General features: G+C 64.0%; 20 protein-coding genes and 1 riboswitch. Of the genes, 9 read left to right on the forward strand and 11 right to left on the reverse strand.

Annotated features, from left to right (window positions below; translation table 11 throughout):
• Window positions 1-15 precede the first annotated feature (15 nt).
• From VGH41_RS01720 to VGH41_RS01730, 3 genes are all read right to left on the reverse strand, one after another.
• The gene (locus VGH41_RS01720; protein WP_331595605.1) at window positions 16-849 is read right to left on the reverse strand and encodes an anti-sigma factor; all 834 of its coding nucleotides are present in this window, start codon (window positions 847-849) and stop codon (window positions 16-18) included.
• Window positions 846-1364 (reverse strand): sigma-70 family RNA polymerase sigma factor, encoded by a 519-nt coding sequence (locus tag VGH41_RS01725; RefSeq protein WP_331595607.1) that lies wholly within the window; start codon window positions 1362-1364, stop codon window positions 846-848. Before VGH41_RS01725 ends, VGH41_RS01720 begins: the two co-directional genes overlap by 4 nt.
• Window positions 1365-1495: 131 nt before the next feature.
• Window positions 1496-2356 carry an anti-sigma factor family protein gene (locus tag VGH41_RS01730; RefSeq protein WP_414696569.1) on the reverse strand — a complete coding sequence of 287 codons (861 nt, stop codon included), beginning with the start codon at window positions 2354-2356 and terminating at the stop codon, window positions 1496-1498.
• 152 nt (window positions 2357-2508) lie between these two features.
• Here VGH41_RS01730 and VGH41_RS01735 point away from each other — a divergent pair, with 152 nt between their 5' ends.
• Together VGH41_RS01735 and VGH41_RS01740 are read left to right on the forward strand one after the other, a co-directional pair.
• Window positions 2509-3597, forward strand: a complete 1089-nt coding sequence (locus tag VGH41_RS01735) for a catalase family peroxidase (protein WP_414696570.1) — start codon at window positions 2509-2511, stop codon at window positions 3595-3597.
• On the forward strand, window positions 3594-4136 hold the full coding sequence (locus VGH41_RS01740; protein WP_331595609.1) for a cytochrome b: 543 nt from the start codon (window positions 3594-3596) through the stop codon (window positions 4134-4136). Before VGH41_RS01735 ends, VGH41_RS01740 begins: the two co-directional genes overlap by 4 nt.
• Before the next feature lie 36 nt (window positions 4137-4172).
• Here VGH41_RS01740 and VGH41_RS01745 read toward each other — a convergent pair whose 3' ends face one another.
• Window positions 4173-6653 (reverse strand): FAD-dependent oxidoreductase, encoded by a 2481-nt coding sequence (locus tag VGH41_RS01745; protein ID WP_331595610.1) that lies wholly within the window; start codon window positions 6651-6653, stop codon window positions 4173-4175.
• A 233-nt stretch (window positions 6654-6886) separates the two neighbouring features.
• Here VGH41_RS01745 and VGH41_RS01750 point away from each other — a divergent pair, with 233 nt between their 5' ends.
• Together VGH41_RS01750 and VGH41_RS01755 are read left to right on the forward strand one after the other, a co-directional pair.
• Complete coding sequence (locus tag VGH41_RS01750) at window positions 6887-7690, forward strand: DeoR/GlpR family DNA-binding transcription regulator (protein WP_331595612.1); 804 nt, start codon at window positions 6887-6889, stop codon at window positions 7688-7690.
• 103 nt (window positions 7691-7793) lie between these two features.
• Window positions 7794-11111: a DEAD/DEAH box helicase gene (locus tag VGH41_RS01755; RefSeq protein WP_331595614.1), complete on the forward strand. Its 3318-nt coding sequence runs from the start codon at window positions 7794-7796 to the stop codon at window positions 11109-11111.
• A gap of 13 nt (window positions 11112-11124) precedes the next feature.
• Here VGH41_RS01755 and VGH41_RS01760 read toward each other — a convergent pair whose 3' ends face one another.
• From VGH41_RS01760 to VGH41_RS01770, 3 genes are all read right to left on the reverse strand, one after another.
• Window positions 11125-12279 (reverse strand): GGDEF domain-containing protein, encoded by a 1155-nt coding sequence (locus tag VGH41_RS01760; RefSeq protein WP_331595616.1) that lies wholly within the window; start codon window positions 12277-12279, stop codon window positions 11125-11127.
• Window positions 12239-13132, reverse strand: a complete 894-nt coding sequence (locus VGH41_RS01765) for a hypothetical protein (RefSeq protein ID WP_331595617.1) — start codon at window positions 13130-13132, stop codon at window positions 12239-12241. The genes VGH41_RS01760 and VGH41_RS01765 overlap by 41 nt, the downstream gene beginning before the upstream one ends.
• Before the next feature lie 279 nt (window positions 13133-13411).
• Entirely contained in the window at window positions 13412-14086 is a 675-nt protein-coding gene (locus tag VGH41_RS01770; protein ID WP_331595619.1) for a class I SAM-dependent methyltransferase, read from the reverse strand.
• 981 nt (window positions 14087-15067) lie between these two features.
• Here VGH41_RS01770 and VGH41_RS01775 point away from each other — a divergent pair.
• Window positions 15068-15766 carry a response regulator transcription factor gene (locus VGH41_RS01775; protein WP_331595620.1) on the forward strand — a complete coding sequence of 233 codons (699 nt, stop codon included), beginning with the start codon at window positions 15068-15070 and terminating at the stop codon, window positions 15764-15766.
• A gap of 183 nt (window positions 15767-15949) precedes the next feature.
• Here VGH41_RS01775 and bluB read toward each other — a convergent pair whose 3' ends face one another.
• From bluB to VGH41_RS01795, 4 genes are read right to left on the reverse strand one after another with little or no spacing between them, the layout of a single operon-like run.
• Window positions 15950-16609 (reverse strand): 5,6-dimethylbenzimidazole synthase, encoded by a 660-nt coding sequence (bluB, locus tag VGH41_RS01780; RefSeq protein ID WP_331595621.1) that lies wholly within the window; start codon window positions 16607-16609, stop codon window positions 15950-15952.
• Window positions 16593-17900 (reverse strand): cobyrinate a,c-diamide synthase, encoded by a 1308-nt coding sequence (locus VGH41_RS01785; RefSeq protein WP_331595622.1) that lies wholly within the window; start codon window positions 17898-17900, stop codon window positions 16593-16595. The genes bluB and VGH41_RS01785 overlap by 17 nt, the downstream gene beginning before the upstream one ends.
• A 3-nt stretch (window positions 17901-17903) precedes the next feature.
• Window positions 17904-18506 (reverse strand): cob(I)yrinic acid a,c-diamide adenosyltransferase, encoded by a 603-nt coding sequence (gene cobO, locus VGH41_RS01790; RefSeq protein WP_331595623.1) that lies wholly within the window; start codon window positions 18504-18506, stop codon window positions 17904-17906.
• 16 nt (window positions 18507-18522) lie between these two features.
• Window positions 18523-18939, reverse strand: a complete 417-nt coding sequence (locus VGH41_RS01795) for a cobalamin biosynthesis protein (protein WP_331595624.1) — start codon at window positions 18937-18939, stop codon at window positions 18523-18525.
• 193 nt (window positions 18940-19132) lie between these two features.
• Window positions 19133-19400: riboswitch (cobalamin riboswitch) on the forward strand.
• 244 nt (window positions 19401-19644) lie between these two features.
• Between VGH41_RS01795 and cobW the strand changes: the two genes are divergently transcribed.
• The 4 genes from cobW (at window position 19645) to VGH41_RS01815 (ending at window position 26253) form a co-directional block, all read left to right on the forward strand.
• Window positions 19645-20724, forward strand: a complete 1080-nt coding sequence (gene cobW, locus VGH41_RS01800; RefSeq protein ID WP_331595625.1) for a cobalamin biosynthesis protein CobW — start codon at window positions 19645-19647, stop codon at window positions 20722-20724.
• Between the two features lie 5 nt (window positions 20725-20729).
• Complete coding sequence (gene cobN / locus VGH41_RS01805) at window positions 20730-24536, forward strand: cobaltochelatase subunit CobN (RefSeq protein WP_331595626.1); 3807 nt, start codon at window positions 20730-20732, stop codon at window positions 24534-24536.
• Window positions 24533-25591 carry an ATP-binding protein gene (locus VGH41_RS01810; RefSeq protein WP_331595627.1) on the forward strand — a complete coding sequence of 353 codons (1059 nt, stop codon included), beginning with the start codon at window positions 24533-24535 and terminating at the stop codon, window positions 25589-25591. Before cobN ends, VGH41_RS01810 begins: the two co-directional genes overlap by 4 nt.
• Window positions 25592-25668: 77 nt before the next feature.
• Window positions 25669-26253, forward strand: coding sequence for a vWA domain-containing protein (locus VGH41_RS01815; protein WP_331595628.1), 585 nt, complete (start codon window positions 25669-25671; stop codon window positions 26251-26253).
• Window positions 26254-26322 lie beyond the last annotated feature (69 nt).

The following is a 26322-nucleotide window of genomic DNA, read 5'->3' on the forward strand; positions in this document are numbered from 1 at the left end:
CTCGTCGCAGCCCCCTCACCCCGCCTTCTCCGCCGTCAACTGCGAATAAACATCATGCGACAGTTGCAACAAAACCTTCCGGTCGATGCCGCCCGAAACCGCATACCCATAGTCCCCATCCACCCAGTAAAACACGTTCACCGGGCCGTCCTGATACAGCTTGAACGCCGTCGTGTTCGCGTTCGCCTTGCGGTGCGAAATGCACAGCGTCACGCGCTCGCCTTGCGGACCGCGGTACATGAACTGCGCGACCGGGCCATCGTCGCCGGGCAACAGACGTCCGCCGGACAGCGCAAAGCCGCTCTTGTCGAGCATCGGCGGATGCACGTTGGTGCCAAGCTTGTTGGCCAGGTATTGCACGAAGTCCTGCTCTTGATCCGCGCCGATTTCCGCCGGACGATCCACCGCCGGCATATACACCACGTGCGCCACCGCGGCCTGCCGCGCGAGGCCGTCTGAAGCATCCGCGCTGACCGGGCGCGTGTCCGACTGGCTGCTGGCCAACGGCAGCGCGGACGGAATACTCTTGCCCATCTGCGTGCCGACGCCAATCCCGACGCCCAGCACCAGCGCCGCGGCCATCCCCGCAAACTGCGGCCAGTTCGCCGCATCCAGCCAGCGCCGCTGCGGCACAGGCGCTTGCAGGCGCTTGGGCACCGGCTCGCTCAAGACCCGGTCATAACGCTCGTGAAACAGATTGTTCAGCGAGAAATAGTCGCTCACCCGCGCGGCCAGCTCGGGGCTCTGCTCGAGTGCGCGCTCCACCTGGGCGCGGCGCTCGTCGGACAGCGTGCCGTCCACGTACGCGTGCAGTTCTTCTTCGCCGATCGGCGTCAATTGTTCGTTCATCGCACCACCTGTAATTTCGCACCGGGCTGTGTGCCCGCCATCAACGCCCTGAGCCGCTCACGTCCTCGGGAGAGCCGCGACATCACCGTGCCGATCGGAATCTCCAGCGCGAGCGCCACGTCGGCATAGCTCATCTCTTCGAGACCGACCAGCAGCACGACTTCGCGCTGCTCAGTGGGCAGGCGCTGCAGCGCGAAATCCAGATCGCGCATTTCCAGAGAACGCGTCTGGTCCGACGGCACCGCAAACTCACTTTCCTCGACGCTGTCGTCATCCACCGAAACGTGCACCGCCCGCACCGACGCCTTGCGCGCCTGATTGGCAAACACGTTGTGCATGATCGTGAACAGCCATGCGCGCAGGTCGGTGCCGGCCTGAAACAGCTCGGTGCGGCCTAACGCGCGCTCCAGCGTGTCCTGGACCAGATCGTCGGCCAGATCCCGATTGTTGATCAACGCCCTTGCATAGCGGCGCAATCGCGGGACGTGCTCCATCAACTCGTCACGTATGTCCATTGTTCTTACCATTGAGATGTACGGCGTGCTGCGCCCCATACTGCGAACGACGGCGTTTCCGAAGCAAACACGCCTGTGGGCATTTTATTCCCCGCCCATTCAACATTTGAGCGATTCTTTCAAAAACGCACTCAGTGGATGGTCATCAGGTCGGCCGCCAGCATCAGGCCGCGCGTATCGGCGACGCCGGCCAGCACATAGCGCCGATGGTGCGCGTTCCAGGTCAAGAGCCGCAGCGTACTGACGCGGCGCGCGGCCCATTGGGGCTGCGCAGGAGTCAACCACGCCGGCGCCGTGAGCAGCACCACCAGCTGATTTTCCGCATTCAGGTAGATATATTCGCTGGCGGACGTAAGCGGCCCGAGATTCACCACGTGATGATTGACCAGACGCATGCCGAGCGAAGCCAGATCGGGTGCTTCGGTACTGGAAACCAACGCGCCCGAAGCCGGCATGACGGGCGCCACGGCCACGCCTGCGCCTTTGAGAGGAACCGTCGCGGGCGCGTCGTAATGCGCCCCGGCGGCTTGCTCCAATGCCATCACCGCCGCGTTGTTGAGAGCCTGCGCGGACACCTGCGACGCCACCATCCAGCCGCTGAGCGCGATCACGCTCGCTGCCAGCGCCGCAATCAGCATCAGGAGGGCTCGCAGCGGACGCCGCGTCACCGCCTCGATTCGCCGCGCGAACCATCGCCCGGGAGCCGTGCGTGCAGAACGCATGCTGGAGCCCCGAGATGGCAAAGGTTCGTCGGCAGGCCGAAACGTGCGCTGGATCTGCTCGTTAAGGCGTCCATAGAATGCCACGCGGCGTGCCTCGCCCGGCCGGTTGCCCAGATAGTCGCGCAGATAGGCCGCGCGTTCCGGCGTAAGCAGGCCGTCCGCGTAGGCTTGTATGTCCGCCTCGGAAAGCGGTGGGTCGTGACGGTGATCGTGGCGGGTCATGGCATGGGGCTGGAAGAGGGCTTGTAACCGGCTAACACGAACGGCCATGCAATTATTCCTTACACGTGTGCACTTCCCTGAAACCATGGTACGAAGATGGCGCGAAAAAAACCTCACGCACGCGGTCTATTGTGAGGGGAATAAACCCCGGTGCCCGGTGTTTGCCCGCAAGTAGACCCGCCCGACACCAAGGAGCTTTCGTGACCCATCCTTCATTTCCACCGCCTGGGCCCATTTGCGTGCCATGCCGGCTTGCGGCGATCGGCGCCGTCGTGTTGAGCGCCGCCGGCGGTTTTGCTTACGTCGCCGGCTGGCTCACGCCGGAGCGTTTGACGAGCCATCGCATCATCAACGCCTTCGAGGCAGACAACGGCCAGCATCCGGGCTTCCGTCGCAATCACTCGAAAGGGGTGTGCGTGGCCGGCTATTTCGACAGCAACGGCAACGGCGCGGCGCTGTCGAGCGCCGCCGTATTCGCACCGGGACGCACGCCGGTGACCGGACGTTTTGCGATTCCGGGCGGCAATCCGTCAGCACCGGATACGAGCGTGCCGATCCGCAGCCTCGCGCTGATGTTCAGGTTGCAGGACGGTGAGCAATGGCGCACCGGCATGAATTCGGTGCCGGTGTTCCCGGTTCATACGCCTGAGCAGTTTTATCAGCAACTGGTCGCGGCGAAGCCCGATCCTGCTACCGGCAAGCCGGACCCCGCGAAGTTGAAGGCGTTCTACGCGGCCAATCCGGAAACCCAGCCGTTTCAGGCGTGGGTGAAGAGCCACGCGCCGTCATCCAGTTTTGCCAACGGTTCGTACTACAGCGTGAATGCGTTCCGCTTCGTGGCTGCCGGCGGACAGAGGCGCGCGGTGCGCTGGGCGATGGTGCCGGAGACGCCGTTTGCGCCCATCACGGATGCGCAAAAGAGCGAGAAGAATTTCCTCGCCGCGGACCTGTCGGAGCGTCTGCAGGGCGGCGCGTTGCGCTGGCATCTGATCCTCACGGTCGCTGCGCCCGACGATCCGGTCAACGATGCCACCCTGCAATGGCCCGACGGCCGCGAGCAGGTCGACGCGGGCACGCTGGTGCTCGATCAGCAAACCTCCCAGGACGACGGCGCGTGCCGCGACGTCAACTTCGATCCGACGGTGTTGCCTGCGGGCATCAAGCCATCGGACGATCCCTTGCTCGCGGCGCGCTCGGCGGCGTATTCGGTCTCGTATAACCGCCGCACCCGCGAAGAAGCGCTCAACCCCAATCTGCATCACCCGCAGCCGAACGGAGACCGGTCATGACGCCGACCCACGCACATTTCAGCCCGCTACAACGACTGCTGCACTGGACCATGGCGCTGCTGATCCTGACCATGCTGTTTGTGGGCGTCGGCATGGTCGCCACGGTTTCGCACGCACACGACACCTTGATTGCGCTGCACCGGCCGCTCGGCATCGCGATCCTGCTGCTGGTATTGCTGCGCATTGCCGTGCGCCTGAAACGCGGCAGCCCGTCGTTGCCGGATGACATGCCCGTGCCGCAACGCTTCGTCGCGAAGCTTTCGCATCTCGTGCTGTATGCGCTGATGCTGGCGATGCCGTTGATCGGCTGGTCGATGTTGTCCGCCGCCGGCTATCCGGTGACGCTGTTCGGCGGGTTCCATCTGCCGCCCATCGTCCCGCACGACGTACGGCTCTACGCGTTGCTGCGCGCGGCGCACACGTGGCTGGCTTTTGCGTTATTTCTGACGGTGCTTGCGCATCTGGCCGCCGCGCTGTTCCACGGTTTGATCCGGCGCGACGGTGTATTTTCTAGCATGGCGCGGGGCGCAGGGCGCTAGAAATGCGTGCGGTGCGGGGGAGGCGTCTGAGCGTGTCTAGCTCTTCACCCGCTCCGAACCCGGGTCATAAGGCGCTTTCAGATGCACGGTGGCTGGCAGCAGTTCACCTGCAACATCGATGGTGTACTGGCCGCTCATCAGATAAGCGGCGTCGGCCACGCCCTCCGGGGCGTTGACGTAGCCCATTGCTACCGGGCAGCCCAGCGTATGCCCAAAGGCCGCTGAGCTGACGAAGCCGACTGGCTTGCCGTCGCGCAGAATCGCTTCGCCGCCCCATAGCATGCTGCCCGATGCGCCGTCGGCGGTCAGGATGACCATGCGTCGGCGCAGCGGTTCCGTGCGTAGTTTCAGCAAGGCGTCGCGGCCACGAAACGGAATGTCTTGGTCCAGCTTGCACGCGAACGACAGTCCCGCTTCGAACGGATGGGAGTCCGGCGTCAATTCGCGCCCCCAGGCACGGTAGCCTTTTTCGATCCGCAGCGAATCGACGGCGTAGTAGCCCGCGTTAACCAGGCCGAACGGCTTGCCCGCCGCATGCAGCGTCTCGTAGACGCCTGCCGCGAATTCGACCGGCACGTACAGTTCCCAGCCCAGTTCGCCCACATACGTGAGGCGCGTCGCGCGCACGGTCGCATAGCCGATGTCCACTTCGCGGCTCTGTCCAAATGGAAACGCGGCGTTGCTCCAGTCCGCTTTCGACACGCTCTGCAGCAGATCGCGCGCACGCGGCCCCATCACGGCTAGCACCGCGTATTGACCGGTGACGTCCACCAGCACGCAATGCCTGTCGGGCGGAATCAGCTTTTCGATGGTGTCGAAATCGCGCGTGGTCTGCGCCGAACCGGAGACGATCAGGTATTGATCGTCGGCGAGGCGCGTCAGCGTGAAATCGGACTCGTAGGTGCCGCGCTCGTTGAGCATGCCGCTGTAGACGCTCGTGCCGGGCGCCACGGCCACATCGTTGGCGACGATGCCTTGCAGCACGCTCTGCGCGTCCCGTCCTTTGACGAGGAATTTGGAAAACGACGTCATGTCGAACAGCGCGACGGCTTCGCGGCACGCGCGATGCTCGGCGCCGCTCCACGGCAACCAGTTCTGCTGGCCGAACCCATAGTCGATCTTCGCTTGCGCGACACCCGGTGCGAAGAAGTTGGGCCGCTCCCAGCCCATCTTGCTGCCAAAGCATGCGCCTGCGTCGCGCAGCAACGCATACAGCGGCGAGCGGCGGAACGGACGCGCGCTGTCCAGTTCGCGGTTCGGCCAGGGCATCGCGTAGTGCAGGCCGAGGGTCTCTTTCACGCGGTCGTGCAGCCACGTGTCGTTACCGTTGAAGCGCGCAAAGCGGCGGATGTCGACGGGCCACAGGTCCATCGTCGGCGCGCCGGCCACGATCCATTCCGCGAGCGCCATGCCCGCGCCGCCGGCCGACGCAATGCCCATCGAATTAAAGCCGGCGCCCACGAAGAAGCGGCGCAATTCAGGCGCTTCGCCAAGGATGAAGTTGTTGTCCGGCGTGAATGATTCGGGCCCGTTGTAGAACTGCCGGACCTGCGCGGTTTCGAGCGCCGGCACGCGCTGCAACGCGTTTTTCATCAGGATTTCGAACTGATCCCAATCGTCCGGCAGCAACTGGAATTCGAAATTTTCGGGGATGCCGTTCATGCCCCATGGCTTGGCATCCGGCTCGAAACCGCCCATTACGAGGCCGCCCACTTCCTCCTTGAAGTAGATGAAGCCGTCCGGGTCGCGCATGACGGGCAGATCCGGATGCACGCCGGCAATCCGTTCGGTCACGATGTAGTAATGCTCGGCCGAATGCAGCGGCACGGTCACGCCGCACAGCCGCCCGACCGCCTTGGCCCACTGGCCCGCGCAATTGACGACGATCTCCGCGGCAAGCTTGCCTTCGGCGCCGTCCTTGTTGCGCCACGCGAGGCCGCTGACTTCGCGGCCACCTGGCGCCTCGCGCGTGTGGATCGCGCTGACGCGGGTGTTTTCGACGATGCGCGCGCCGCGCGAGCGGGCGCCGCGGGCGAGGGCCTGGGTCAGGTCGGTGGGGTTGGCCTTGCCGTCGCCGGGCAACCAGACGGCGCCGAGCAGGTCGTCGGTGCGCATCACCGGCCACAATTCACCGGCTTCCTGCGGGCCGATCACCTCGCAGGCCACGCCATACGCCCGCGCGACGGCGGCGGTGCGCTTGAGTTGCGTCATCCGCTCGGCCGTGCGCGCCACCGACAGCGAGCCGCATTGCTTCCAGCCAGTGGCGAGGCCGGTCTGCGCTTCGAGTTCGGCATAAAGCGCGGTCGAATAGCGGATCAGCTTCGTCATGCTTTCCTGGGCGCGCAGCTGGCCGACGAGGCCGGCCGCATGCCACGTCGTGCCGCACGACAGTTGCCCCTGTTCGAGCAGGACCACGTCAGTCCAGCCGAGCTTGGTCAGGTGATACGCCACCGAACAGCCAATGATGCCGCCGCCGACAATGACGACACGGGCGTGCTGAGGAAGGGCGGTAGGCATGGGGTTTCCGTCTAAAGGGTGTGGATATGAGTGGGAATGTGTTGGTGTAGATTGCAACAAAACGCCATTTAATGCAACAACGTCACGGAGAATCCATCGTGAGTTGGCGGTATCAGTCTTATATAGCGGCATCAAGAGAAAATGTTGGTTAGGTTGGAAATGTGTTGAATTAACTTCCGTATCCGCCGGCCATTTGCTAGACTCGACCTCACCCTAAACCCTCCGCGCCCCGCATGTTTTCACCCCAACGCCAGGCCGAAATCCTGCGCATCGTGCGCGCCCAGCAGACTTGCACCATCACGGACCTGGCCGGAATTTTCACGGTGTCCGACGAAACCATCCGCCGCGATATCAAGCCGCTGATCGCCGACGGCGTGCTGCTCAAGGTCCACGGCGGCGTCATGTTGCCGGAGCGTCTCGACGAACCGCCGTTCCAGCGCCGCATGCAGGAAAACCTCGCAGCGAAGCAGGTCATCGCGGCGCGGGTGGGCGAACTGGTGCGCGACGGCGACTCGCTGATGCTCGACGGCGGCACGACCTGTGTGCATATCGCCCAGGCGCTGAGCGCGCATGCACGGCTGACGGTCATCACGAACTCCGCCGAAATTGCCCGCACGCTCGCGCCGCGCAACGGCAACCGCGTGTTTATCGCGGGCGGCGAGGTGCGCGGCGACGACGTGACTTCGTTCGGCGCAAGCACGCTGGCTTTCATGCGCCAGTTTCATGTGCGTTACGCGATCGTCTCGGTGACGGCCATCGACGCGCAAGGCCGCTTCATGGACGCGCAGCCCGACGACGTTTCGTACTCGCTCGCCGCCTTTGCCCAGGCCGAGCGGCGGGTGGTCGCAGCGGATCACGCAAAGTTCGGCCACACCGCGCTAGTCCATGCGTTCGGTCCGGACGCCCCCGATCTGCTGATCACCGACGAGGCGCCGTCGCCGGCACTCGCGCAGGTATTCGCCGCGGCCGAGCTCGAGGTCAGTGCCGGCGCGCCGGCACTCGCTGAAGTGGATGGCCCGGCGCGCGCCGCGGATTAAATGACGCGAGCAGTGTCCATTGCACGCCATCAACGGCGATTTCCGAGCCATGCGAGAATGATTGGTTATTGCACGCCTGAATACGTAGGGATGGGTCACCCGGATGTCGTCAGTTATCTACGATCGTGAACATATTACGAAGTGGCTAGGGGCTAAAACCGTCGCCAAAGGGCGAGATTACGTCGGTGCGGTGTCGAATCTCCATTGGGAAAACAACACGCTAAGCGGCGAGGTGCAGGGCACGCAGCGTCATCCGTATGTGGTGGACGTGCGGTTTCACAACGTCGACGACGAGCCTTGGGTGGAGGCCGACTGCTCGTGCCCGGTCGGGTTTCATTGCAAGCACATCGCGGCGCTCCTGATCGCCGGCCTCGAAAAGTTTTCCCCGGCGCCAGACGGCGTGCGCCCTGAGCTCGTCAGATGGCTCGAGACGTTCCGCGCTCATGCGGAAACCGAATCGCCCGAGGCAAGACAGCCGGCGGCCGCGACGGGCGTGCTCGCCTATCGGCTTGGCTGGTCGCGCTTTCAACAGCGCCACGAGATCCAGCTTCACAAGGCGCGACGCGGGGTGGACGGGCAGATCCGCTCCATCGACGAACCGTGGAGCAACGTCGAGGCCGCGCTGATCAAACCGCCCAAATTCGTTTCGGACGACGATCTGGTCATTCTGCGCAGCCTCTGGCTAGGCCACTCCCGCGAGAATCACGGGCATTTCATTTTGCGCGGCGCGAACGGCGGCGACGTCCTGCACAAGCTGATCGCCACCGGCCGTTTGTTTCCCGCCCAGCCGGCAGACTCGAATGGCGCGGGCTTGCCGCGCGCGCTTTCCATGGGTGCGAGCCGACCCGGGCGGATCGAATGGGAAGCACAGGACGATGACCGTCTGCGGCCGGTCTTGCGCACCGATCCACCGGCCGCCATGGTGCTCGCCACCGAGCCGGTCTGGTATGTCGACGCCGAAGCGGGCGAGGCGGGTATCGTCGAGCTGTCGCTGCCGTTCCAGCAACTCCCCGACTACCTGTCGATGCCGCCCATCTCGCTCGCCGAAGCGCCGCTGGTCGCGGCCGTACTGCGCGAAGTCGCGCCTGATCTGCCTTTACCGCCGGCACTCGACAGCGCGAGGGTCCGCGTGATCGACACGGAACCGGTGCCGGTCCTCTCGCTCAACTCGCTGTCGATGTTCGTGTCGGGTATCCCGAGGCACAGCGAACGCAACCAGATGGTCGATATCGCCACCGTCAGCTTCGATTACGAAGGGGTCAGCATCAAGGCGGACAGCAATGCGACGATCGTGCCGCTGCCCGGCGGCAACATGATTCATGTGCGCCGCCGCTACGACACGGAAAAACAGCGCCTGCTCGAACTGCGCAAGACCGGTTTGCAAGTGCTGCCGTCAAGCCGTGGCTTCGCCCGTGAGCCGTTGCCCGACACCTTGCTGGCGCTGTCCGAGCCCGACGCGTGGCCCGAATTCGTCGACGCAGCCATCCCCGCTCTCGCCAGCAAGGGCTGGCGTGTGACGATGGCGCCCGCGTTTCGCCACAACGTGATCGAGATCGACGACATTGAAGGCACCGCGCGCCAGGCGGGCGACGGCTGGTTCGACCTCGAAATGGGCATCACGCTCGGCGAGCGCACGGTGCGACTCGAGCCGTTGCTCGCCGGTCTGTTCCGGCGCGACCGGCGCTGGCTGAGCGGCGCGCTCGAATCGATTGCGGACGACGAAGCGATCGAACTGACCACCGATCGCGCCGAACGCCTGCGTCTGCGCGCCGGGCGGCTGAAGCCGGTGGTGCGGGTGCTGGTCGATCTGTTCGACGGCATCGGCAGCTGGAAGGGCGATGACAACCTGCGGATTGCCGAACTCGACGCGGGCCGCCTCGCAGCGCTGGACGGCACGGGCCGCTGGCAGTTCCAGGGCGATTCGTCGATCCGCCAGCTGGCCGAGCGTCTGCAGACTGGACCGCGCGTGCGCGAAGTGCCTGTGCCGCGTGGACTGCAAGCCGAGTTGCGGCCCTATCAGCATCAGGGGCTCAGCTGGATGCAGTTCCTGCGCGAACACAATCTGGCGGGCGTGCTGGCCGACGACATGGGCCTCGGTAAAACGGTCCAGACGCTCGCGCATGTGCTGGCTGAAAAGGAAGCCGGGCGCCTTGACCGTCCTGCCTTGATCGTCGTGCCGACTACCCTCGTGCACAACTGGCGCGAGGAAGCGCAGCGCTTCGCGCCGGACCTCAAGGTGCTGACGCTCAACGGACCGCAGCGCAAGCAGCGTTTCGAACTGATCGGCGAGCATGAACTCATTCTGACGACTTACGCGCTGCTGTGGCGCGATCACGCGGTACTGGCCGAGCATGAATATCACCTGCTGATCCTCGACGAGGCGCAGTACGTGAAAAACGCCACCACCAAATCGGCAACGGCGATTCGCGATCTGCGCGCGCGCCACCGTCTGTGTCTGACAGGTACGCCGCTCGAAAATCACCTGGGCGAGTTGTGGGCGCAGTTCGATTTTCTGTTGCCCGGTTTTCTCGGCAACCAGAAGGACTTTACGAAGCGCTGGCGCACTCCGATCGAGCGCAACGGCGACGGCGTGCGGCGCGAACTGCTGGCACGGCGGATTCGTCCATTCATGCTGCGGCGGCGCAAGGACGAGGTCGCCAAAGAACTGCCGCCGAAAACCACCATCGTCCGTACCGTGGATCTCGAAGGGGCGCAACGCGATCTGTACGAAATCGTGCGCACCGCGATGCAGGCGAAAGTGCGTGCGGCGGTCACTGCGCAAGGACTTGCACGCAGTCACATCATCGTGCTGGATGCGTTGCTCAAGCTGCGTCAGGTGTGCTGCGATCCACGTCTTGTCAAGCTCGACCGGGCGGCGCGCGTGAAGGAGTCGGCCAAACTCGAACTGCTGCTCGCAATGCTGCCCGAACTGATTGAAGAAGGACGGCGCGTGCTGCTGTTTTCGCAGTTCACCGGCATGCTGGATCTGATTGCCGCGGCGCTCGACAAGGCCGGCATTCCCTACGTCACGCTGACCGGCGATACCGCTGATCGCGCCACACCCGTACAACGCTTCCAGCGCGGCGAGGTTCCCCTGTTTCTGATCAGCCTGAAGGCGGGCGGCGTGGGCCTGAATCTCACGGCGGCGGACACGGTGATTCACTACGATCCGTGGTGGAACCCCGCGGCGGAAAATCAGGCGACCGACCGCGCGCATCGTCTCGGTCAGGACAAGCCAGTGTTCGTCTACAAACTGATTGCAGCGGGCAGCATCGAAGAAAAGATCGTGCGCTTGCAGGAGAAGAAGGCCGAACTGGCCGACAGTATCCTGTCCGAGGACGCCGCGGGCGCCGTCAAATTCTCCGACGACGATCTCGACGCGCTGTTTGCGCCGATGCCCGAGATTGCGCGCGCGAACTGAGCGCGCGTTTCATTCAATTCGCGGGTTCTGTTCGTGCCGCGAACGCATAGCCGTTTTTGCCGCGACGTTTGACCTCGTACATGGTTTCGTCGGCGGTGGCGAGCAGGCGCCGGTAGTCGTCGACCGGTTCCGGATAGCTGGCAATACCGATGCTCGCCCGCACGAAGCCAATCCCCATCTGCTCGTCGGTCTGCACCACGCAGCCAATCAGGCGCTCGGCGATCACGCCCAGTTCCTCATCCGCAGCAAAGCCGCGCACCAACACCGCGAATTCGTCGCCGCCGATGCGCGCCACCACATCCCTCTGGCGAACCGATTGCCGGAAGCGTCGCGAGACGGCGATCAGAAATTCGTCCCCCAGCGGGTGACCTAACGAGTCATTGACCTTTTTAAAGCCGTCGAGATCGACATACAGCACGGCAATCTTGCGCTGAGGCGTTTCTCTCTGCGCGCTGTCCGCGGCCTGCGCCAGCATCGCAAAGAGCTGGCGCCGATTCGGCAGCCCGGTCATCGCATCGTGCAAGGCCGCGTGTTCGAAGCGATGCGATTCGCCGGCCAGCTGACGGGTGCGCTTGGCGTACATGCCGAGCGCGGTAATCAGCACGCCGAACAGCAGCGCCGACAACACGATCAGCGTTCTGGCGACGTGCGTAATGCGCGTGTGCAAGGCGCTGTTGACGAGATCGCGTTGCGCGCGCCAGTACACCGCCTGCTCGCGCAGCACGGCGTCCGCGGTATCGAAATTGGCATCAGGCGACAGGACCAGCGTCGGCATGCGCGGTGCCGCGACGGGACTTGCCTGCACCAGTGCGGCGAGCGACGTGAGGCGAGCGGCGAGATCGGCGCGCGCGTGCCGGTAATGCTCAGGCTGGTTGGCGCTGTCGCCGGCGAGCGGCTGCCAGGCGCTCGCCAGATCGCGCGCGCTTTCCGCCCGGCCAACCGCATCCAGTACCATGCCGGTGTATTCCTGCTTCAGCTGATCCGAGAAGATCGCCTTGATCTGCACCGCGACGAGCACGAGGCCGATCAGCAGGCAAAATAATGCCGCGCTGGCAACCGCGGCCGGCGTGATGCCGAGGCGCGCGATCAGGGTGCCGCCGGCGTGCGCGGGCCCTGAACGCTGCGGCTCAGGAGTGGTCGTAGAGATCTCGCTGGCTCGGGTTGCCATGCTGTCGATAGCTCGCACGATGGAAAAAAGCCCCCATGCGCGCAAACAGACTCGGAGGAGGAGTCGGTTTCGCACGCTGCGCATGATGATGGCGCTCCGGAGGGATGGCGGCACACTTCGCGATTGCAGGAGAGGTTCTGGTGAGATGAGCCGGAGCCGCGGCCGGGGCCTGAGCGGCCGTGTCCGCGGCGATTAACGGGTCGGATTGTCTGAAATCGGTTGGATCGGCGTTGAAGTCCGCGTCCGCGGCGAGCGCGGAGGAAGCGGACGGCATCGCGGACGCACTTGCGGTTCCTGCGTTTGCGGCGAGCGCGGGAATGTCGGAAGACGGCGTCGCGCCGGTGGCCACGCGGCCGGTCCATGCTGCCGGATTCCTCGCTGGCTGCGGGGCGGTGTCGAGGCCGGTTTCGGGCGTGCCTGCCACTTCCGCTGGCGTGCTGGTTGACGCTACATTTGCAGGTTCAGTCGCCTGGGTGGAGGGCGGCACGTAAGTGGTGACCGCAGGCGACGCGGCCACCAAAGCACCCTCTGGCGCATTCACCAGTTCGCTTGTTCCGCTTGTTCCGTTTGTTCCACCTGTGAGCGTGGCGATGTCCACAGCGGGCGCTGCGCTTTTCGACAGCGCCTGACGCGCGCCGACCATCGCGTCGGCGTAGGCCCGCTGATCCTGGTTGAACCAGACGTCATACGCGACAGTCCCCGCGACGCCACACGCAAGCGCGGTGGCTGACACTGCCCACATCGCGAGGCGCCCAAAGCGGGGCGGGGCGGTCTCTACTGCATCAACATCAAGATCGAATTCTAGATCGGGGTTTTCTGCCCCCGATTCTGGCAATCCGGTGTGCTTGGCCATGGCAACATGCTCCGAATCCCCGCATTACAAAAACAGGCTTTGTTCAGACGATAGTGAAAGAACCAGGTTGAAGGTGACAGAGAGGCAATCGTATCCGCCGATTTGCGCTGTGCTTGCAGCATTTGCTGTGCCCGCATGGGCGCAAAAAAATGGGCATCCATGCAAGCGGCGTTCTTATGCGAGCGCTGCACCAGCGATTGACGGAGCCAAGGATAAGACAAAGTCTGATTCTAACGACTCGCACGACGCGCTGCCACGAGTTTGCGAGCTGCGCGTTGCTCATTTGCCAACGCGCGTGCGGCACACCATGATGCGACGCGAATTAAGCCAGCAGGGCAGCATCGACCAGGGGCGATTCAGCGCGGCATCGATAATGAATCGCTCATTGAGCGAATGTGTGAATGTCTTCAATCGGAAATGCGTAGTGCTACGAACTTCGTCTGCATGCGCTTCATGAGCATGACGTGCGGCACGAGCACGCGGCTGACGCGATGCGGCGGAGAGTCCGCGCCCTACGGCGATACTTACAATGAAGCATCCATCGGGTTTCAATGTGCGAGCGGCTTCGGCAAAGAGCCGGTGGGTTGCCGCGTCGTCGAGATGCTCGCAGGTATCGACGACCGTGAGCGTATCCAGCGAAGCGGCCTCGATCATTTTGATCGAGCGAATATAGCGGCGGCCCGCGTGCTCCGGCGAGCGATAAAACTCGCGGCCGAATGCGCGCAGATCCGGCCGGCGCAGGCGTGAATCGTCTACGTAGCCGAGCTGCTCACCGAAGCCGACCACGAGGGCATCATGACATCCATAGAAACTCGTTATCCTGATTGAGAAATCGACCCCATTCGAGGCAGCCGGTTGGTCAGGGAATCTGTAACGGAAAGTTGCCTGACCGAACGACGCAGGCCAGGCGGGTTTATCCGTGAGCACGGTTTGCGTGTGCGACATTCGTGTCATACCTGATGCTCCTGTTTCGAACCATCATGGATACTCGTTCGCCCAAACCGTCAGCGCAACCGCGCACGCCAGGCGTTAGCCGTCAAGACACTGGCGCATCTGGACGGAACGGTAATCTGTTCCTGCACGATGCGCGGCACGTAAAAAAATGCGTGCCGTTTGATTGCACGTGGTGTGCGTGCTTAATGATTTCTTAAGGTTTGCGAACCAATCATGGCAACACGGAACAAGGCGCAACGTATGCCGTGAAAGCCTCTCGCGGGCGACGTGAAAGATACGTCTCGTTACACAAGGAAACATCCGAAAGCTGAACAGTCGATAGAGTCGATTCAGTGGGGGACGATCATGCGCAAGGTGATGCGCGGGCAGGGCCTGGCCCCAAGAAAGGTGCGCATAAGCGAGCGCAGAAAGACGCAGTTTATGCACGGCTCTTTAGAGCTGGCGAGCGTCGGTCGATGTGCAAATACACTGTTCTAGCAATAATTTTATTTGAGGCAGTTTTTATCCTGACTCACTGGATGTCAAGCTGGGCTGGTCGTGCGAGACCCACTGTGTCAGCCGTTCCACGACGCATAGAAGTCGCTAAGAAGAATGCCTGGGAGAGAAGTGCTCTGGCGGCTCGCTGGTCGAGCCGGTGCCGAATGGCAGATCGATTGCATTCGGAAGGGGATGGCTGTTTTCGATTATGATGAAAACGCCCGTTGTCGATGCATTCGGCGTAAATCAATGGGCGAATTGCGTGTCATCTTCAAGACATGGCGAATACCTGTTTAAAACAGCGGTTCGTGATGCGTCATCAATAATCGACAAATAGCGTTGCCAATGAAGGATGCTGTCCGCCCGCTCATCCGCGTGGTTGTTCGCGTGTGGTGCATGGCGTGATGGAACGGATCCGCGTTACCCGTTTCCGGGGCAGCGCGCCGCCTTCTTGCGCCGACGGGCCATCCAGATACGAATAACGGTATTGCGTTGCGGGGTGTTATGAGAATTGCCGTCCTGGATGACGATGCGGCGCAAGCCGATCTGGTCTGTCAAACGCTGTCGGCCGCGGGCCATATTTGCCATGCCTATGCGGAGGGGCGTGCGCTCGTGCATCAGCTGCGGCGCCAGACTTTCGATCTGCTGGTGCTCGACTGGAATGTGCCCGACATGTCCGGCGAAGAAGTGCTGCGCTGGGTGCGCGAAAGCCTTTCCGCGCGCTTGCCGGTGCTGTTCATGACAAACCGTAGCCGCGAGTCCGACATCACGTCGCTGCTGACCACGGGCGCCGACGATTACGTCGTCAAACCGGTGTCGGCAGGCGTGTTGCTGGCGCGTGTCGCCGCCTTGCTGCGGCGGGCGTATCAGCTCAACGCGACCGCGCTGAAGGAAGTCTTTGGTGAGTACGAGTTCGATCTGAGCGCCAGGCACGTGGTGGTGCGCGGCACGGCAATCGCCGTCACGGCCAAGGAATTCGATCTGGCTCTTCTGTTGTTTCAACACTTGAGCCGGCCGTTGTCGCGCGCGCATATCCTCGATGTGATCTGGAAGCGCGCCAGCGAAATTCCCTCGCGCACCATGGACACGCATATCTCGATGCTGCGCGCGAAGCTCGGCCTGCGCCCCGAAAACGGCTACCGTCTTACCCCGATCTACGGCTACGGCTACCGCCTGGAACGCATCGAGAAGGGGGATGCGTGACGGTTCCCGGTGCGGTGCAGCGTGCGCTTTCGGCCTCGCGCGGCGTGCCGGGTCGCGGTGCTCGCCATGGCGATCGATCCAACCCGGCCGTTCGCCGGCGCACCCGGCAGTCGGAAACTGCGTGCCAATGACGCGGGCGGGCCGCCTCGGATGGTGTCGGTCAAGGCCGTTCAACCGTAGGCTTCACGCCTCGGACTCGGGTTCTTCCGGCCAGCGGTTTTCAAACACACACTCGGCAAGCGGCATACGGGTTGCCCACTTTTCGGTTTCGAGCATCGGCTCGGCATAAAACTGATCGACATGGCCGAGGCAAAGTATCGCCACGGGCCGCGCGCCCTCCGGCATATGCAGCAATGCGCGCACGGCGTCCACGTCGAACAGCGAGACCCAGCCCATTCCCAGACCCTCGGCGCGCGCCGCGAGCCACATGTTCTGGATCGCGCAGGCCACCGACGCAAGATCCATTTCCGGTAGCGTTCTGCGTCCGAAGATGTGCTTTTCGCGGCCGTCCATGAGCGCCATCACGAGCAGTTCGCCGCACTCCAGCATGCCTTCCACTTTCAGCTTCATGAACTCGTCGCGCCGCTTGCCGAGTGCGTCGGCAGTCGCGAGACGCTCCCGTTCCACGGTCGCGTGTAACGCTGCGCGCAGGGTGGAATCGGTGATGCGTGCGATACGCCAGGGCTGCATGAAGCCGACGCTTGGCGCATGATGCGCCGCTTCGAGCAGCCGCTGCAGCACGACCGGGTCGACGGGGTCGCCCACGAAGTGCCGCATGTCGCGCCGTTCGTGGATGGCGCGGTAGACCGCGTCGCGGTCGGAATCGTTAAAACACTTCGCCATGGAACAGGGCGGCCGCAAAGGCCGGGTTGGAAGGCCAATAGGCGTGCATATAAGTCGCAACAATGGGGCCGGCACGGAATACGGCCTCGCCGGGCGCGTCGCCTTGCGCACGGCTGGCCGTACGGTCCGGTGCGAGCGGCGTCGTCAACTTCGAATAGTGAAACGTGTGGCCGGTCATGGTCCCATGAATGCCGTTGATCTGTTGCATGCCCAGCGACGCGAGCCGCGCCTGCATGGCGGCATGACCGGGCAGCAGGCCGAGCATGGGCGTCGTGGTGCCATGGCTGTCGGTCAGTTGCTCCAGCAGATACAACATGCCGCCGCATTCGGCCACGATACGCTTTCCGGCCGCCGCATGCGCACGAATCGCGTCCGCGCTGCGCGCGTTCGCCGAGAGCCTCTGCGCATGCAACTCCGGATAGCCGCCAGGCAGATAGAGCGCGTCGGCGTGATCCGGCACAGGCTCGTCGGCGAGCGGCGAAAAGTAGCTGATCCGCGCGCCCAAGGCTTCGAGCAACGCCACGTTGGCCGGATAGATGAACGAGAACGCGGCATCACGGGCGATTGCGACGTGCTTGCCCGCGAGCAGGCGCGGCGTAGGCATAGACGCAACGCCGCGCGGCGAGGCAAATTCCACCGGTGGCGGCAATTCGACCAGCGCGGTATGCGCCAAGGCATCGGCGGCGCGCTCGAGGCGCGACTCCAGATCGACCACTTCGCCTGCCTGATGTAGTCCGAGATGGCGCTCGGGCAATTCGATTTCGTTCGCGCTGGCGATATGTCCCAACCAGCGCATCCCCTTGGGCAGCGCTTCCTGAAGCATCTCCGCGTGGCGCGGCGAGCCGACACGATTGGCGAACACGCCGTGAAACGGCACCTCTGGCCTGAAACGTGCAAGTCCGAATGCCACCGCGCCGAAGGTTTGCGCCATCGCCTTGGCCGAAATCACCGCGGCCACCGGCACGCCGAACGTGGTGGCAAGATCGGCGCTGCTCGGCGTGCCGTCAAACAGCCCCATGACACCTTCGATCAGGATCAGATCAGCCTCGGCGGCTGCCTGCGCGAGCAGGCGGCGGCACGCGTCTTCGCCCACCATCCACAGATCGAGCGACAGCACCGGTGCGCCGCTCGCGCGCGCGAGGATCATCGGATCCAGAAAGTCCGGACCGGTCTTGAACACGCGCACGCGCCGCCCTTGCCTCAGGTGATAGCGGGCAAGGCCGGCGGTGATCGTGGTTTTGCCCTGGCCGGAAGCCGGCGCGCTGATGAAGAGGGCGGGACAGCCAGCCATGGCCTAGAACTCCACGCCGCGCTGCGCTTTCACATGCTGCTCGCGATAAGGATGCTTGACGATGCGCATTTCGGTGACGAGGTCCGCGGCTTCGATCAGCGCGTCCGGCGCGTGACGTCCGGTGATCACCACGTGCAGCATCTGCGGGCGCGCGGTGACGACCGACAGCACTTCGTCGAGCGGCAGATATTCGTATTTCAGCACCGTGTTCAGCTCATCGAGAATCACCATCTGATACTCGCCGCTTTCGATCATCCGGCGCGCCTCATCCCACCCTTTGCGGGCGGTGGCGATATCGGCGTCGCGGTTTTGCGTATTCCACGTGTAGCCGTCGCCCATCGTGACGAAATCGCAGTTCGCGATCTTGCCCAGAAAATCGCGCTCCGACGTGTGCAGCGCGCCCTTGATGAACTGCACCACGCCAAGCCGCATGCCGTGGCCGAGCACCCGCACGGCCATGCCGAAGGCGGCGGTGGTTTTACCCTTGCCGGTACCGGTGTTGACGATCAGCAGGCCTTTTTCGACGGTCGCTTCGGCCTGCTTTTTCTCGTGGCCTTCGCGACGCCGTTGGGTCATGCGTTGATGCGATTCGGGGTCGGTTTTCATGCAAGGTCCTGTGGATTTACAAAGTGTCGCGGGATGTGGATTCGGATTCGGATGCGGGGGCGTCGAGACTCGTCGCGATTGCGACCGTCACGCCTTGCCACGCGGTCTTCCTGACGATCAGCCGACCGCCCGGCGTTGCCAGCAGCGCGCACGGCTCGCACACGCCTTCGATGCCCAGGTGCCGGCGCGCGGCGTCGGACGGTGTTGGTAAGTCGGACACGGCTTCGATTTCGGCGCGGCTGAAAACCTGCAGCGATACCGCATGACGCGTGCAAAATTCGATGAGTCCCGGTTCGCGGGCTTTGATATCCAGTGTGGCAATGCATGCAATCTCGTCGAACGCGTGCGCGCCGAGCGCTCCGCGCACGGCGGCCTCGATGTGATCCGCAGAAGTATTGAGTTTGCAGCCGATGCCGACGCTAAGGTGTTTCATCGTGACCCGTCACGCTCAGGCGCCATTGTGTTTGCCGTTGCGGGGTGCGCACAGGTTACGCGCACCACGCCGCCTGTTGCCCGTTCAGTCGCACCTGCGAATGCGGGTGCCGGCACCAAACGCGGCCATACGATAGCACAGGCACTAGCCGAAGTCGCCCGGGCCTTTCCTTGACGCGACGGGCTCGCCAGCCTAAACTCGCAGGCACTTTGGTGCTCGCGCGCGCATTCCTGCGCGCGCAGTTAAACGGGAAACAGGGTGCCCACCTTCCACAGACCGGGCTAACCTGTGCTGCCCCCGCAACGGTAAGCGAAGGCATCGCGCAAGCGGTGCAGAGCCGGCTTCAGTGCCTGCGCGCAAGGTCGCGCACGCATGTCACCACTGGGCGAGAAACCACTCGCCCGGGAAGGAGAAGCGGCGCTTTCGCCAGCCCGGATACCGGCCAGAGAAGAGGGCGGGCGCCGCGGGGATGCGGCGTAACATCCACGACTACTTTGTGTTTCCCTGTTGCTGCTGCAACGCCACTTTCGTCCCCATGCGTGCGGCCCATCGTCAACCACGGCTACAACAGGACGGTCACGTTCGCGTCGACGCCGGTGAAGCTCGTGCCGGCGTTGCGCCATGGCGGCACGCGCCATGACGGAAACCACGTCGCGCAGTCGGCCCGAATCGTATCAACACGCAACACCACTGGACGGACTAACCATGCAGAACTCCATGCGCAAGATTCCTGTCACCGTCGTGACGGGCTTTCTCGGCAGCGGCAAAACCACCTTGCTGCGGCACATTCTTCAGCACGCCGGCGGCAAGCGCATTGCGGTGATCGTCAACGAGTTCGGCGAACTCGGAATCGACGGCGAAATCCTCAAAGGTTGCGGCATTGGTTGCGATGAAAACGGTAACGAAGCCGAAGGCCAATTGTATGAACTGGCCAACGGTTGCCTATGCTGCACCGTGCAGGAGGAATTCTTCCCGGTCATGGAAAAGCTGGTGGAGCGTCGCGACCAGATCGATCACGTGCTGATCGAAACGTCGGGTCTCGCGTTGCCCAAGCCGCTGGTGCAAGCCTTCAACTGGCCTGCCATTAAAAGCAGCTTCACAGTCGATGCCGTTGTGACTGTCGTAGACGGACCGGCCGCAGCGAGCGGTCAGTTCGCCGACAACCCGCTCGCCGTGGACGCGCAACGCAAGCTGGATCCGAACCTCGATCACGAATCGCCGCTGCATGAGCTGTTCGAAGATCAGTTGTCTGCCGCGGACCTCGTGATCCTGAACAAGACCGATCTGCTCGATGACGCGCAGCAGGGTGCAGTGGAAGCGCTGATCCGCGAGGAGATTCCGGCACAGGTCAAGGTGGTGCGTGCGCAGCGGGGCGAACTGGATCTGCATACCTTGCTCGGCCTTGAAGCGGCTTCGGAGGCCAGCATTCATCTGCGCCACGATCATCACGGTTCCGCCGACGACGCGGATCACCACCATGACGAGTTCGATTCGGTGGTCGTGGAAGCCCATGCGCCGTCGCGCGAGGCGGTGATCGAGGCGCTGCAGGGGCTGGTCGAAAGCAACACGATTTACCGCGTCAAAGGCTTTGCCGCGTTGCCGGGAGCGCCGATGCGGCTCGTGATTCAAGGCGTGGGCCGGCGTTTCGAGAGCTATTTCGACCGTCGCTGGCAAGCCGGCGAAGCACCGCGAAGCCGCTTCGTGCTGATTGGCGAGGACCTCGATCAGCCGGCGCTGCAACGCGCTTTCGACGCCGCGCTGAACCGCACCACGCAACAGGCGTAAGCGACATGCATTTGCTGCGCACCACGCCGGGTGGTTTCGTCGACGACACGAAAGGGGTCATCCGCATCGATCAGCGGCCCGCTGAAATCGTCGTGCTCAGCTCCGCGGATACGACACTGTCGTTGCTCGCGAGCGTGGTGCCGCGGCTCGGCGACGGTTTTCCGAGCGTGCGGCTCGCGAATGTCACGTATCTGCGGCAACCCGCGTCGGTCGATTTCTATGTGGACGACGTGTTGCAGCACGCGCGTGTCGTCGTGGTGGATCATCTGGGCGGCGAAGCGTACTGGCCGTACGGCATTGAACAGGTGGTCGCGCTCGCCGGGCGCAAGCAGCAGTTGCTTGCAATGTTCTCCGGCGACCTGCAGGAAGATCCGAACCTGCTCGCGCGCAGTACCGCGGATGCCGCGTTGTGTCATCAATTGTGGCGCTATCTGCGCGAAGGTGGCGCGCAAAATGCCGAGGCGTTTCTGCGCTGCATTGCGCACCGTTCGCTCGGCTGGGGACAAGAGCCCGCGCCGCCGCGCGTGTTACCTGCCGCAACCCTGTATCACCCGCAGCATGATGTGCCCACCATCGCCGATTGGCAGAAACGTTGGCGCGTCGATGCACCGGTCGTAGCGATCCTGTTTTACAAGGCGCATTTGCAGGCCGCCAATACGGCGGTATTCGACGCGCTGATCGACGCACTCGAAGCCCAGGGCCTGAACCCGCTGCCGATTGCGCTGACGTCGCTCAAGGATGCGATCAGCCGCGAGGTCTTGCAACAGTTGTGCGCGCAACATGATGTGGCACTGGTGCTGAATACCACGGCCTTTGCCGCGTCCGCCATCGACGATCCGGAACCGTTGGCGCTCGCCGGTGACGCGCCCGTGATGCAGGTGATCCTGAGCGGCGGCAATCGTGACGACTGGGTCAAGGACAATCAGGGCCTCACCTCGCGCGATATCGCCATGCATGTTGCGCTGCCCGAAGTGGATGGCCGCATCATCACGCGCGCGATCAGCTTCAAGGGGCTGGCCTATCGCTGTCCGCATACCGAAGTGGACGTGGTGCGCTATCAGCCGGACCACGAGCGCATCGGCTTTCTGGCTGAGCTGAGCCGCCGCTGGTGCAGGCTGCGCAGTCTGGATAACGCGGACAAGAAGCTCGCGCTGATCCTCGCGAACTATCCGATGAGCGAAGGGCGGATCGGCAATGGCGTGGGGCTGGATACACCGGCGTCGGTGGTGGGCATTCTTCAGATGCTGCGCGACGCGGGCTATCGCGTCGCGGACGAGCTACCCAGGGACGGCGACGCGTTACTGCGCACGCTGACTCAAGGCGTGACGAATGACCCGGTGGTACGTGACTTGCGCCCGGCCCTGCAAAGTTTTGCACTCGACGATTACCTGACCCATTTCGCACAATTGCCCGCCGAGGCGCGCGAGGCCCTGAACGCTCGCTGGGGTCCGCCTGAACAGGACCCGACGCTGCGGCGCGACCGTTTCATGATTGCGGGCTGGCGTTGCGCTCATGTGTTCGTCGGCATCCAGCCGTCGCGCTCACGCGAACGGGGCGATTACGCCTGCTATCACGATGCGGATCTCGTGCCGCCGCACGCCTATCTCGCGTTTTATTTCTGGCTGAGGCATCAGTTCGGTATCGACGCCGTGGTCCATGTCGGCAAACACGGCAACCTCGAATGGCTGCCGGGCAAGAGCGTGGCGCTCAGCAACGCATGCTGGCCCGATCTGATTCTCGGGCCCATGCCGCATCTGTACCCGTTCATCGTCAATGATCCGGGTGAGGGCAGTCAGGCGAAGCGCCGCGCGCAAGCGGTGATCATCGACCACCTGATGCCGCCGCTCACGCGCGCCGAAAGCTATGGCCCCTTGCAGGATCTCGAACGGCAGGTCGACGAATACTACGAAGCGTTGATGGTCGATCCGCGCCGCGCGAAGCTGCTCAGAAGCACGATTCTCGCGACCATCGTCGAACACCGTTTGCATGACGAACTAAGTTTGAAGGAACCGCAAGGGCAAGACGCCGAAGACGCGCTGCTCACGCGCGTCGATGCATGGCTGTGCGAACTGAAAGAAGCACAGATCCGCGACGGCTTGCATACGTTCGGTCAATCGCCGCACGGCGTGCAACGACGCGATACCTTGCTGGCGCTAGGCCGCTATCCGGTTGGCGACGGGCGTGGTGCAAAGGCGGGCCTGGTCGATGCGCTGGCGCGCGATCTGCAGATGGATCACCTGTTCGATCCGCTTGCCGCGGACTGGGCCGCCGTGTGGGAGGGCCCGCGCCCCGAGCCGTTGCTGCACGTCAGCGCGGCACCGTGGCGGCACAACGGCGATACACGCGAGCGGCTGGAACTGCTCGCGGCGAAGTTGCTTGACGAGATCTGCGATGGCGCTGATTCCGCCATGATGCTGCCGCTCGCCGCGCAGTTGCCGCAAACCGCACTCGTACTCGAACGTCTGCGCACTGATGTGCTGCCACGGCTCGACGCATGCGGTGCCCACGAGATGCGTCATCTTCGGGGCGGCCTCGAGGGACGTTTTGTGCCACCGGGCCCGAGCGGTTCGCCTTCACGTGGACGACCGGATGTGCTGCCGACGGGGCGCAACTTCTACTCGGTCGATACACGGGCGATTCCCACCCAGGCAGCCTGGTCGCTTGGTCTGAAGTCGGCACAGCAACTGATCGAGCGTCACTTGCAGGAGCACGGCGACTATCCGCACGCAATCGGGCTCTCGGTGTGGGGCACCGCGACGATGCGCACCGGCGGCGACGATATCGCCCAGGCGCTCGCCTTGCTCGGCGTGCGGCCGAAATGGGCGCCGGGCAGCCATCGCGTGACCGACTTCGAGATCATGCCGATCGAGGCCTTCGACCGGCCGCGCATCGACGTGACGCTGCGCGTATCCGGCTTCTTCCGTGACGCGTTCGCCAACGTGATGCATCTGTTCGACGCGGCCGTGCAGGCTGTCGCCGAACTGGACGAGCCCGCGGATCTGAACCCGATCCGCGCACGCATACAGCGCGAGCGCGATGCACTGATAGCACGCGGCCTGGACGCCGTCGAAGCGCGCAAGCGCGCCGGCTGGCGTGTTTTCAGCGCGCGCCCTGGCGCCTACGGGGCGGGGCTGCAAGAGATCATCGACACGCAGCAATGGCAGACCGACGCCGATCTGGCGAATGCCTATCAGGCATGGGGTGGCTACGCCTACACGCAGAAAAGTGCGGGCGAAGAAGCGCGCCACGCATTCGGCACGCGCCTCGCTGCCATGGATGTGGTGCTGCAGAATCAGGACAACCGCGAGCACGACGTGCTCGATTCGAACGATTACTACCAGTTCCAGGGGGGCATGGCCGCCGCCGTGCGTCATCTGGCCGGCAATCAGCCGCACATTTACCACGCGGACCATAGCAATCCGAACGCGCCGCGCGTGCGCACGCTGCATGAAGAGATTGCGCGCGTGATCCGCTCGCGTGTGGTGAATCCAAAATGGCTCGACGGCGTGAAGCGGCACGGCTATAAAGGCGCGGCAGAAATTGCCGCGACGGTCGACTATTTATACGGCTACGATGCAACGGCCAGGGTCGTGGCCGATCATCAATACTCACTCGTTACGGATGCCTATCTAAACGATCCGGACACGCGCGCGTTCCTGCAGCAGCACAACCCGCATGCATTGCACTCGATTTGCGAACGCCTGCTCGAAGCCATGCAGCGAGGCCTGTGGCAAGCGCCAGGCGATTATCGTGCGCAGGTCGAACAGCATCTGCTCGCCAGCGAGCAGCATATCGAAGGAATACGACAATGAACGCATCGACGCAGCTACGCGACGCGCCCGCGGAACGGCCCGCATTTCCGTTTGCCGCACTGGTCGGACAGGCGCCGTTGCAGCAGGCCTTGCTGCTTGCCGCGATCGATCCTGGCCTCGGTGGCGTGCTGGTCAGCGGGCCGCGCGGAACGGCCAAGTCCACCGCCGCGCGCGGCTTGGCGGAACTGTTGCCGGAGGGACAACTCGTGACCCTGCCGCTCGGCGCGAGTGAGGACCGGCTGATCGGCACGCTCGATATCGAAAGCGCGTTACGTGATGGTTCAATGCGTTTCTCGCCGGGACTGCTCGCCAGAGCACATCGCGGCGTGCTGTATGTGGACGAGGTGAACCTGCTGCCGGACGCGCTCGTGGATGCCTTGCTCGACGCAGCCGCGAGCGGCGTCAATACGATCGAACGTGACGGCATTTCGCATAGCCACGCCGCGAGTTTCGTGCTGATCGGCACGATGAATCCGGAGGAAGGGGAGTTGCGTCCGCAACTGATCGACCGCTTCGGTCTGATGGTCGATCTGGAAAACTGCTTCGATCCAGCGGTGCGGCAGCGGATCGTCAAGGCACGACTCGCGTTCGATCTCGATCCGGCCGCTTTTCGCGCGGCTTATGCAGCGCAGCAAGAGACATACGTGCAGCGGCTTCGCGCCGCGCGCGCTGCGTTGCCGCAACTGGCCTTCGACGATGCGGTGCATGCGCGCGTCAGTGAATTGTGCATCGCGGCCGCCGTCGATGGCTTGCGCGCCGACCTGGTGATGCTGCGTGCAGCACGCGCGCTCGCCGCGCTCGAAAGGGCGCCCGAAGTGACGACCGAACACGTCGAGCAGGTCGCCGAGGCGGTTTTGCAGCATCGCAGGCGGGCACACGATGCGCCGTCGCCGTCGCAGGCACAGCCATCGGCTCAGCAGCGATCGAACGCCCAGGGTCCGGATCAAAACACACCGTCAGCAACGGGCGACAGCGACTGGGGTTATCTGCCGGCCGAGCCGACCGGCACGAAGCGCGTCAAGGCGGTGATCCCGCTCGACGCAAAAAAACGCTAAGCCATCGGGAAGGCGCCGCCGCTGACTCGCGCAGCGGTACCCGATGGCGAAAAGGTGCGGGTGCCGCGGCGCGCGGCGTGGTGCCGGGCAGGCGGATCGCCTGGCCACCCACGCTCGCGGCGAAACGGCACGAACGGCTGCGCGCGGAGCATCTGCGTTTCGCGCCGGCCGCGCCGCAAGGCGGGGTGTTGCACTGCTTCGTGCTCGACTGTTCCGGCTCGATGCTGGCGGGGCAACGGCTCGCCCTGGCAAAGGGACTGCTGATCGCGCTGTTCGACCGCGCGAGCTCGCTGCGCGCCGACGCGGCGCTGGTGTGTTTTGGCGGAACCGGCGCGGACCTCCGCTTTGGCCCCGCTGTGCCGCGCTGGTGGAACGAACGCTGGTTGCAGCCGGTCGGCGGCGGTGGCGGGACGCCGCTCGCAGCGGGTATGCGCAAGGCGGCGCAGTTGCTCGAACGGGCGGCTCGCAGGAAGCCTGCGCAAGAACGCTGGCTGTGGGTGCTGACCGATGGGCGCAGCAGCGCGTTGCCGGAGCGTCCGGCTGAGGCGCATCAGGTGGTGTTCGTGGATTTCGAGCGCGGCGCGCTCCGTCTGGGACGCTGCGAGCAACTCGCGCAGGCCTGGGGCGCGGCGTGGATGACGCCGGAGCAACTGATCGGATAGAGAAACGCCTGGAGCAGGGCACGGCGTAGGCGGCGCAACCTGGCGCAGCGCGCTTCGCTGCGCGCGCCG

Source organism: Paraburkholderia sp., assembly GCF_036488795.1.
GTDB lineage: Bacteria > Pseudomonadota > Gammaproteobacteria > Burkholderiales > Burkholderiaceae > Paraburkholderia.

What these genes read in the sequence shown, in the direction of transcription:
- VGH41_RS01720 (WP_331595605.1), bottom strand. Translation starts at nt 849, where the DNA reads ATGAACGAACAATTGACGCCGATCGGCGAAGAAGAACTGCACGCGTAC.
- VGH41_RS01725 (WP_331595607.1), bottom strand. Translation starts at nt 1,364, where the DNA reads ATGGACATACGTGACGAGTTGATGGAGCACGTCCCGCGATTGCGCCGC.
- VGH41_RS01730 (WP_414696569.1), bottom strand. Translation starts at nt 2,356, where the DNA reads ATGGCCGTTCGTGTTAGCCGGTTACAAGCCCTCTTCCAGCCCCATGCC.
- VGH41_RS01740 (WP_331595609.1), top strand. Translation starts at nt 3,594, where the DNA reads ATGACGCCGACCCACGCACATTTCAGCCCGCTACAACGACTGCTGCAC.
- VGH41_RS01745 (WP_331595610.1), bottom strand. Translation starts at nt 6,653, where the DNA reads ATGCCTACCGCCCTTCCTCAGCACGCCCGTGTCGTCATTGTCGGCGGC.
- VGH41_RS01750 (WP_331595612.1), top strand. Translation starts at nt 6,887, where the DNA reads ATGTTTTCACCCCAACGCCAGGCCGAAATCCTGCGCATCGTGCGCGCC.
- VGH41_RS01755 (WP_331595614.1), top strand. Translation starts at nt 7,794, where the DNA reads ATGTCGTCAGTTATCTACGATCGTGAACATATTACGAAGTGGCTAGGG.
- VGH41_RS01760 (WP_331595616.1), bottom strand. Translation starts at nt 12,279, where the DNA reads ATGGCAACCCGAGCCAGCGAGATCTCTACGACCACTCCTGAGCCGCAG.
- VGH41_RS01765 (WP_331595617.1), bottom strand. Translation starts at nt 13,132, where the DNA reads ATGGCCAAGCACACCGGATTGCCAGAATCGGGGGCAGAAAACCCCGAT.
- VGH41_RS01770 (WP_331595619.1), bottom strand. Translation starts at nt 14,086, where the DNA reads ATGACACGAATGTCGCACACGCAAACCGTGCTCACGGATAAACCCGCC.
- VGH41_RS01775 (WP_331595620.1), top strand. Translation starts at nt 15,068, where the DNA reads ATGAGAATTGCCGTCCTGGATGACGATGCGGCGCAAGCCGATCTGGTC.
- bluB (WP_331595621.1), bottom strand. Translation starts at nt 16,609, where the DNA reads ATGGCGAAGTGTTTTAACGATTCCGACCGCGACGCGGTCTACCGCGCC.
- VGH41_RS01785 (WP_331595622.1), bottom strand. Translation starts at nt 17,900, where the DNA reads ATGGCTGGCTGTCCCGCCCTCTTCATCAGCGCGCCGGCTTCCGGCCAG.
- cobO (WP_331595623.1), bottom strand. Translation starts at nt 18,506, where the DNA reads ATGAAAACCGACCCCGAATCGCATCAACGCATGACCCAACGGCGTCGC.
- VGH41_RS01795 (WP_331595624.1), bottom strand. Translation starts at nt 18,939, where the DNA reads ATGAAACACCTTAGCGTCGGCATCGGCTGCAAACTCAATACTTCTGCG.
- cobW (WP_331595625.1), top strand. Translation starts at nt 19,645, where the DNA reads ATGCAGAACTCCATGCGCAAGATTCCTGTCACCGTCGTGACGGGCTTT.
- cobN (WP_331595626.1), top strand. Translation starts at nt 20,730, where the DNA reads ATGCATTTGCTGCGCACCACGCCGGGTGGTTTCGTCGACGACACGAAA.
- VGH41_RS01810 (WP_331595627.1), top strand. Translation starts at nt 24,533, where the DNA reads ATGAACGCATCGACGCAGCTACGCGACGCGCCCGCGGAACGGCCCGCA.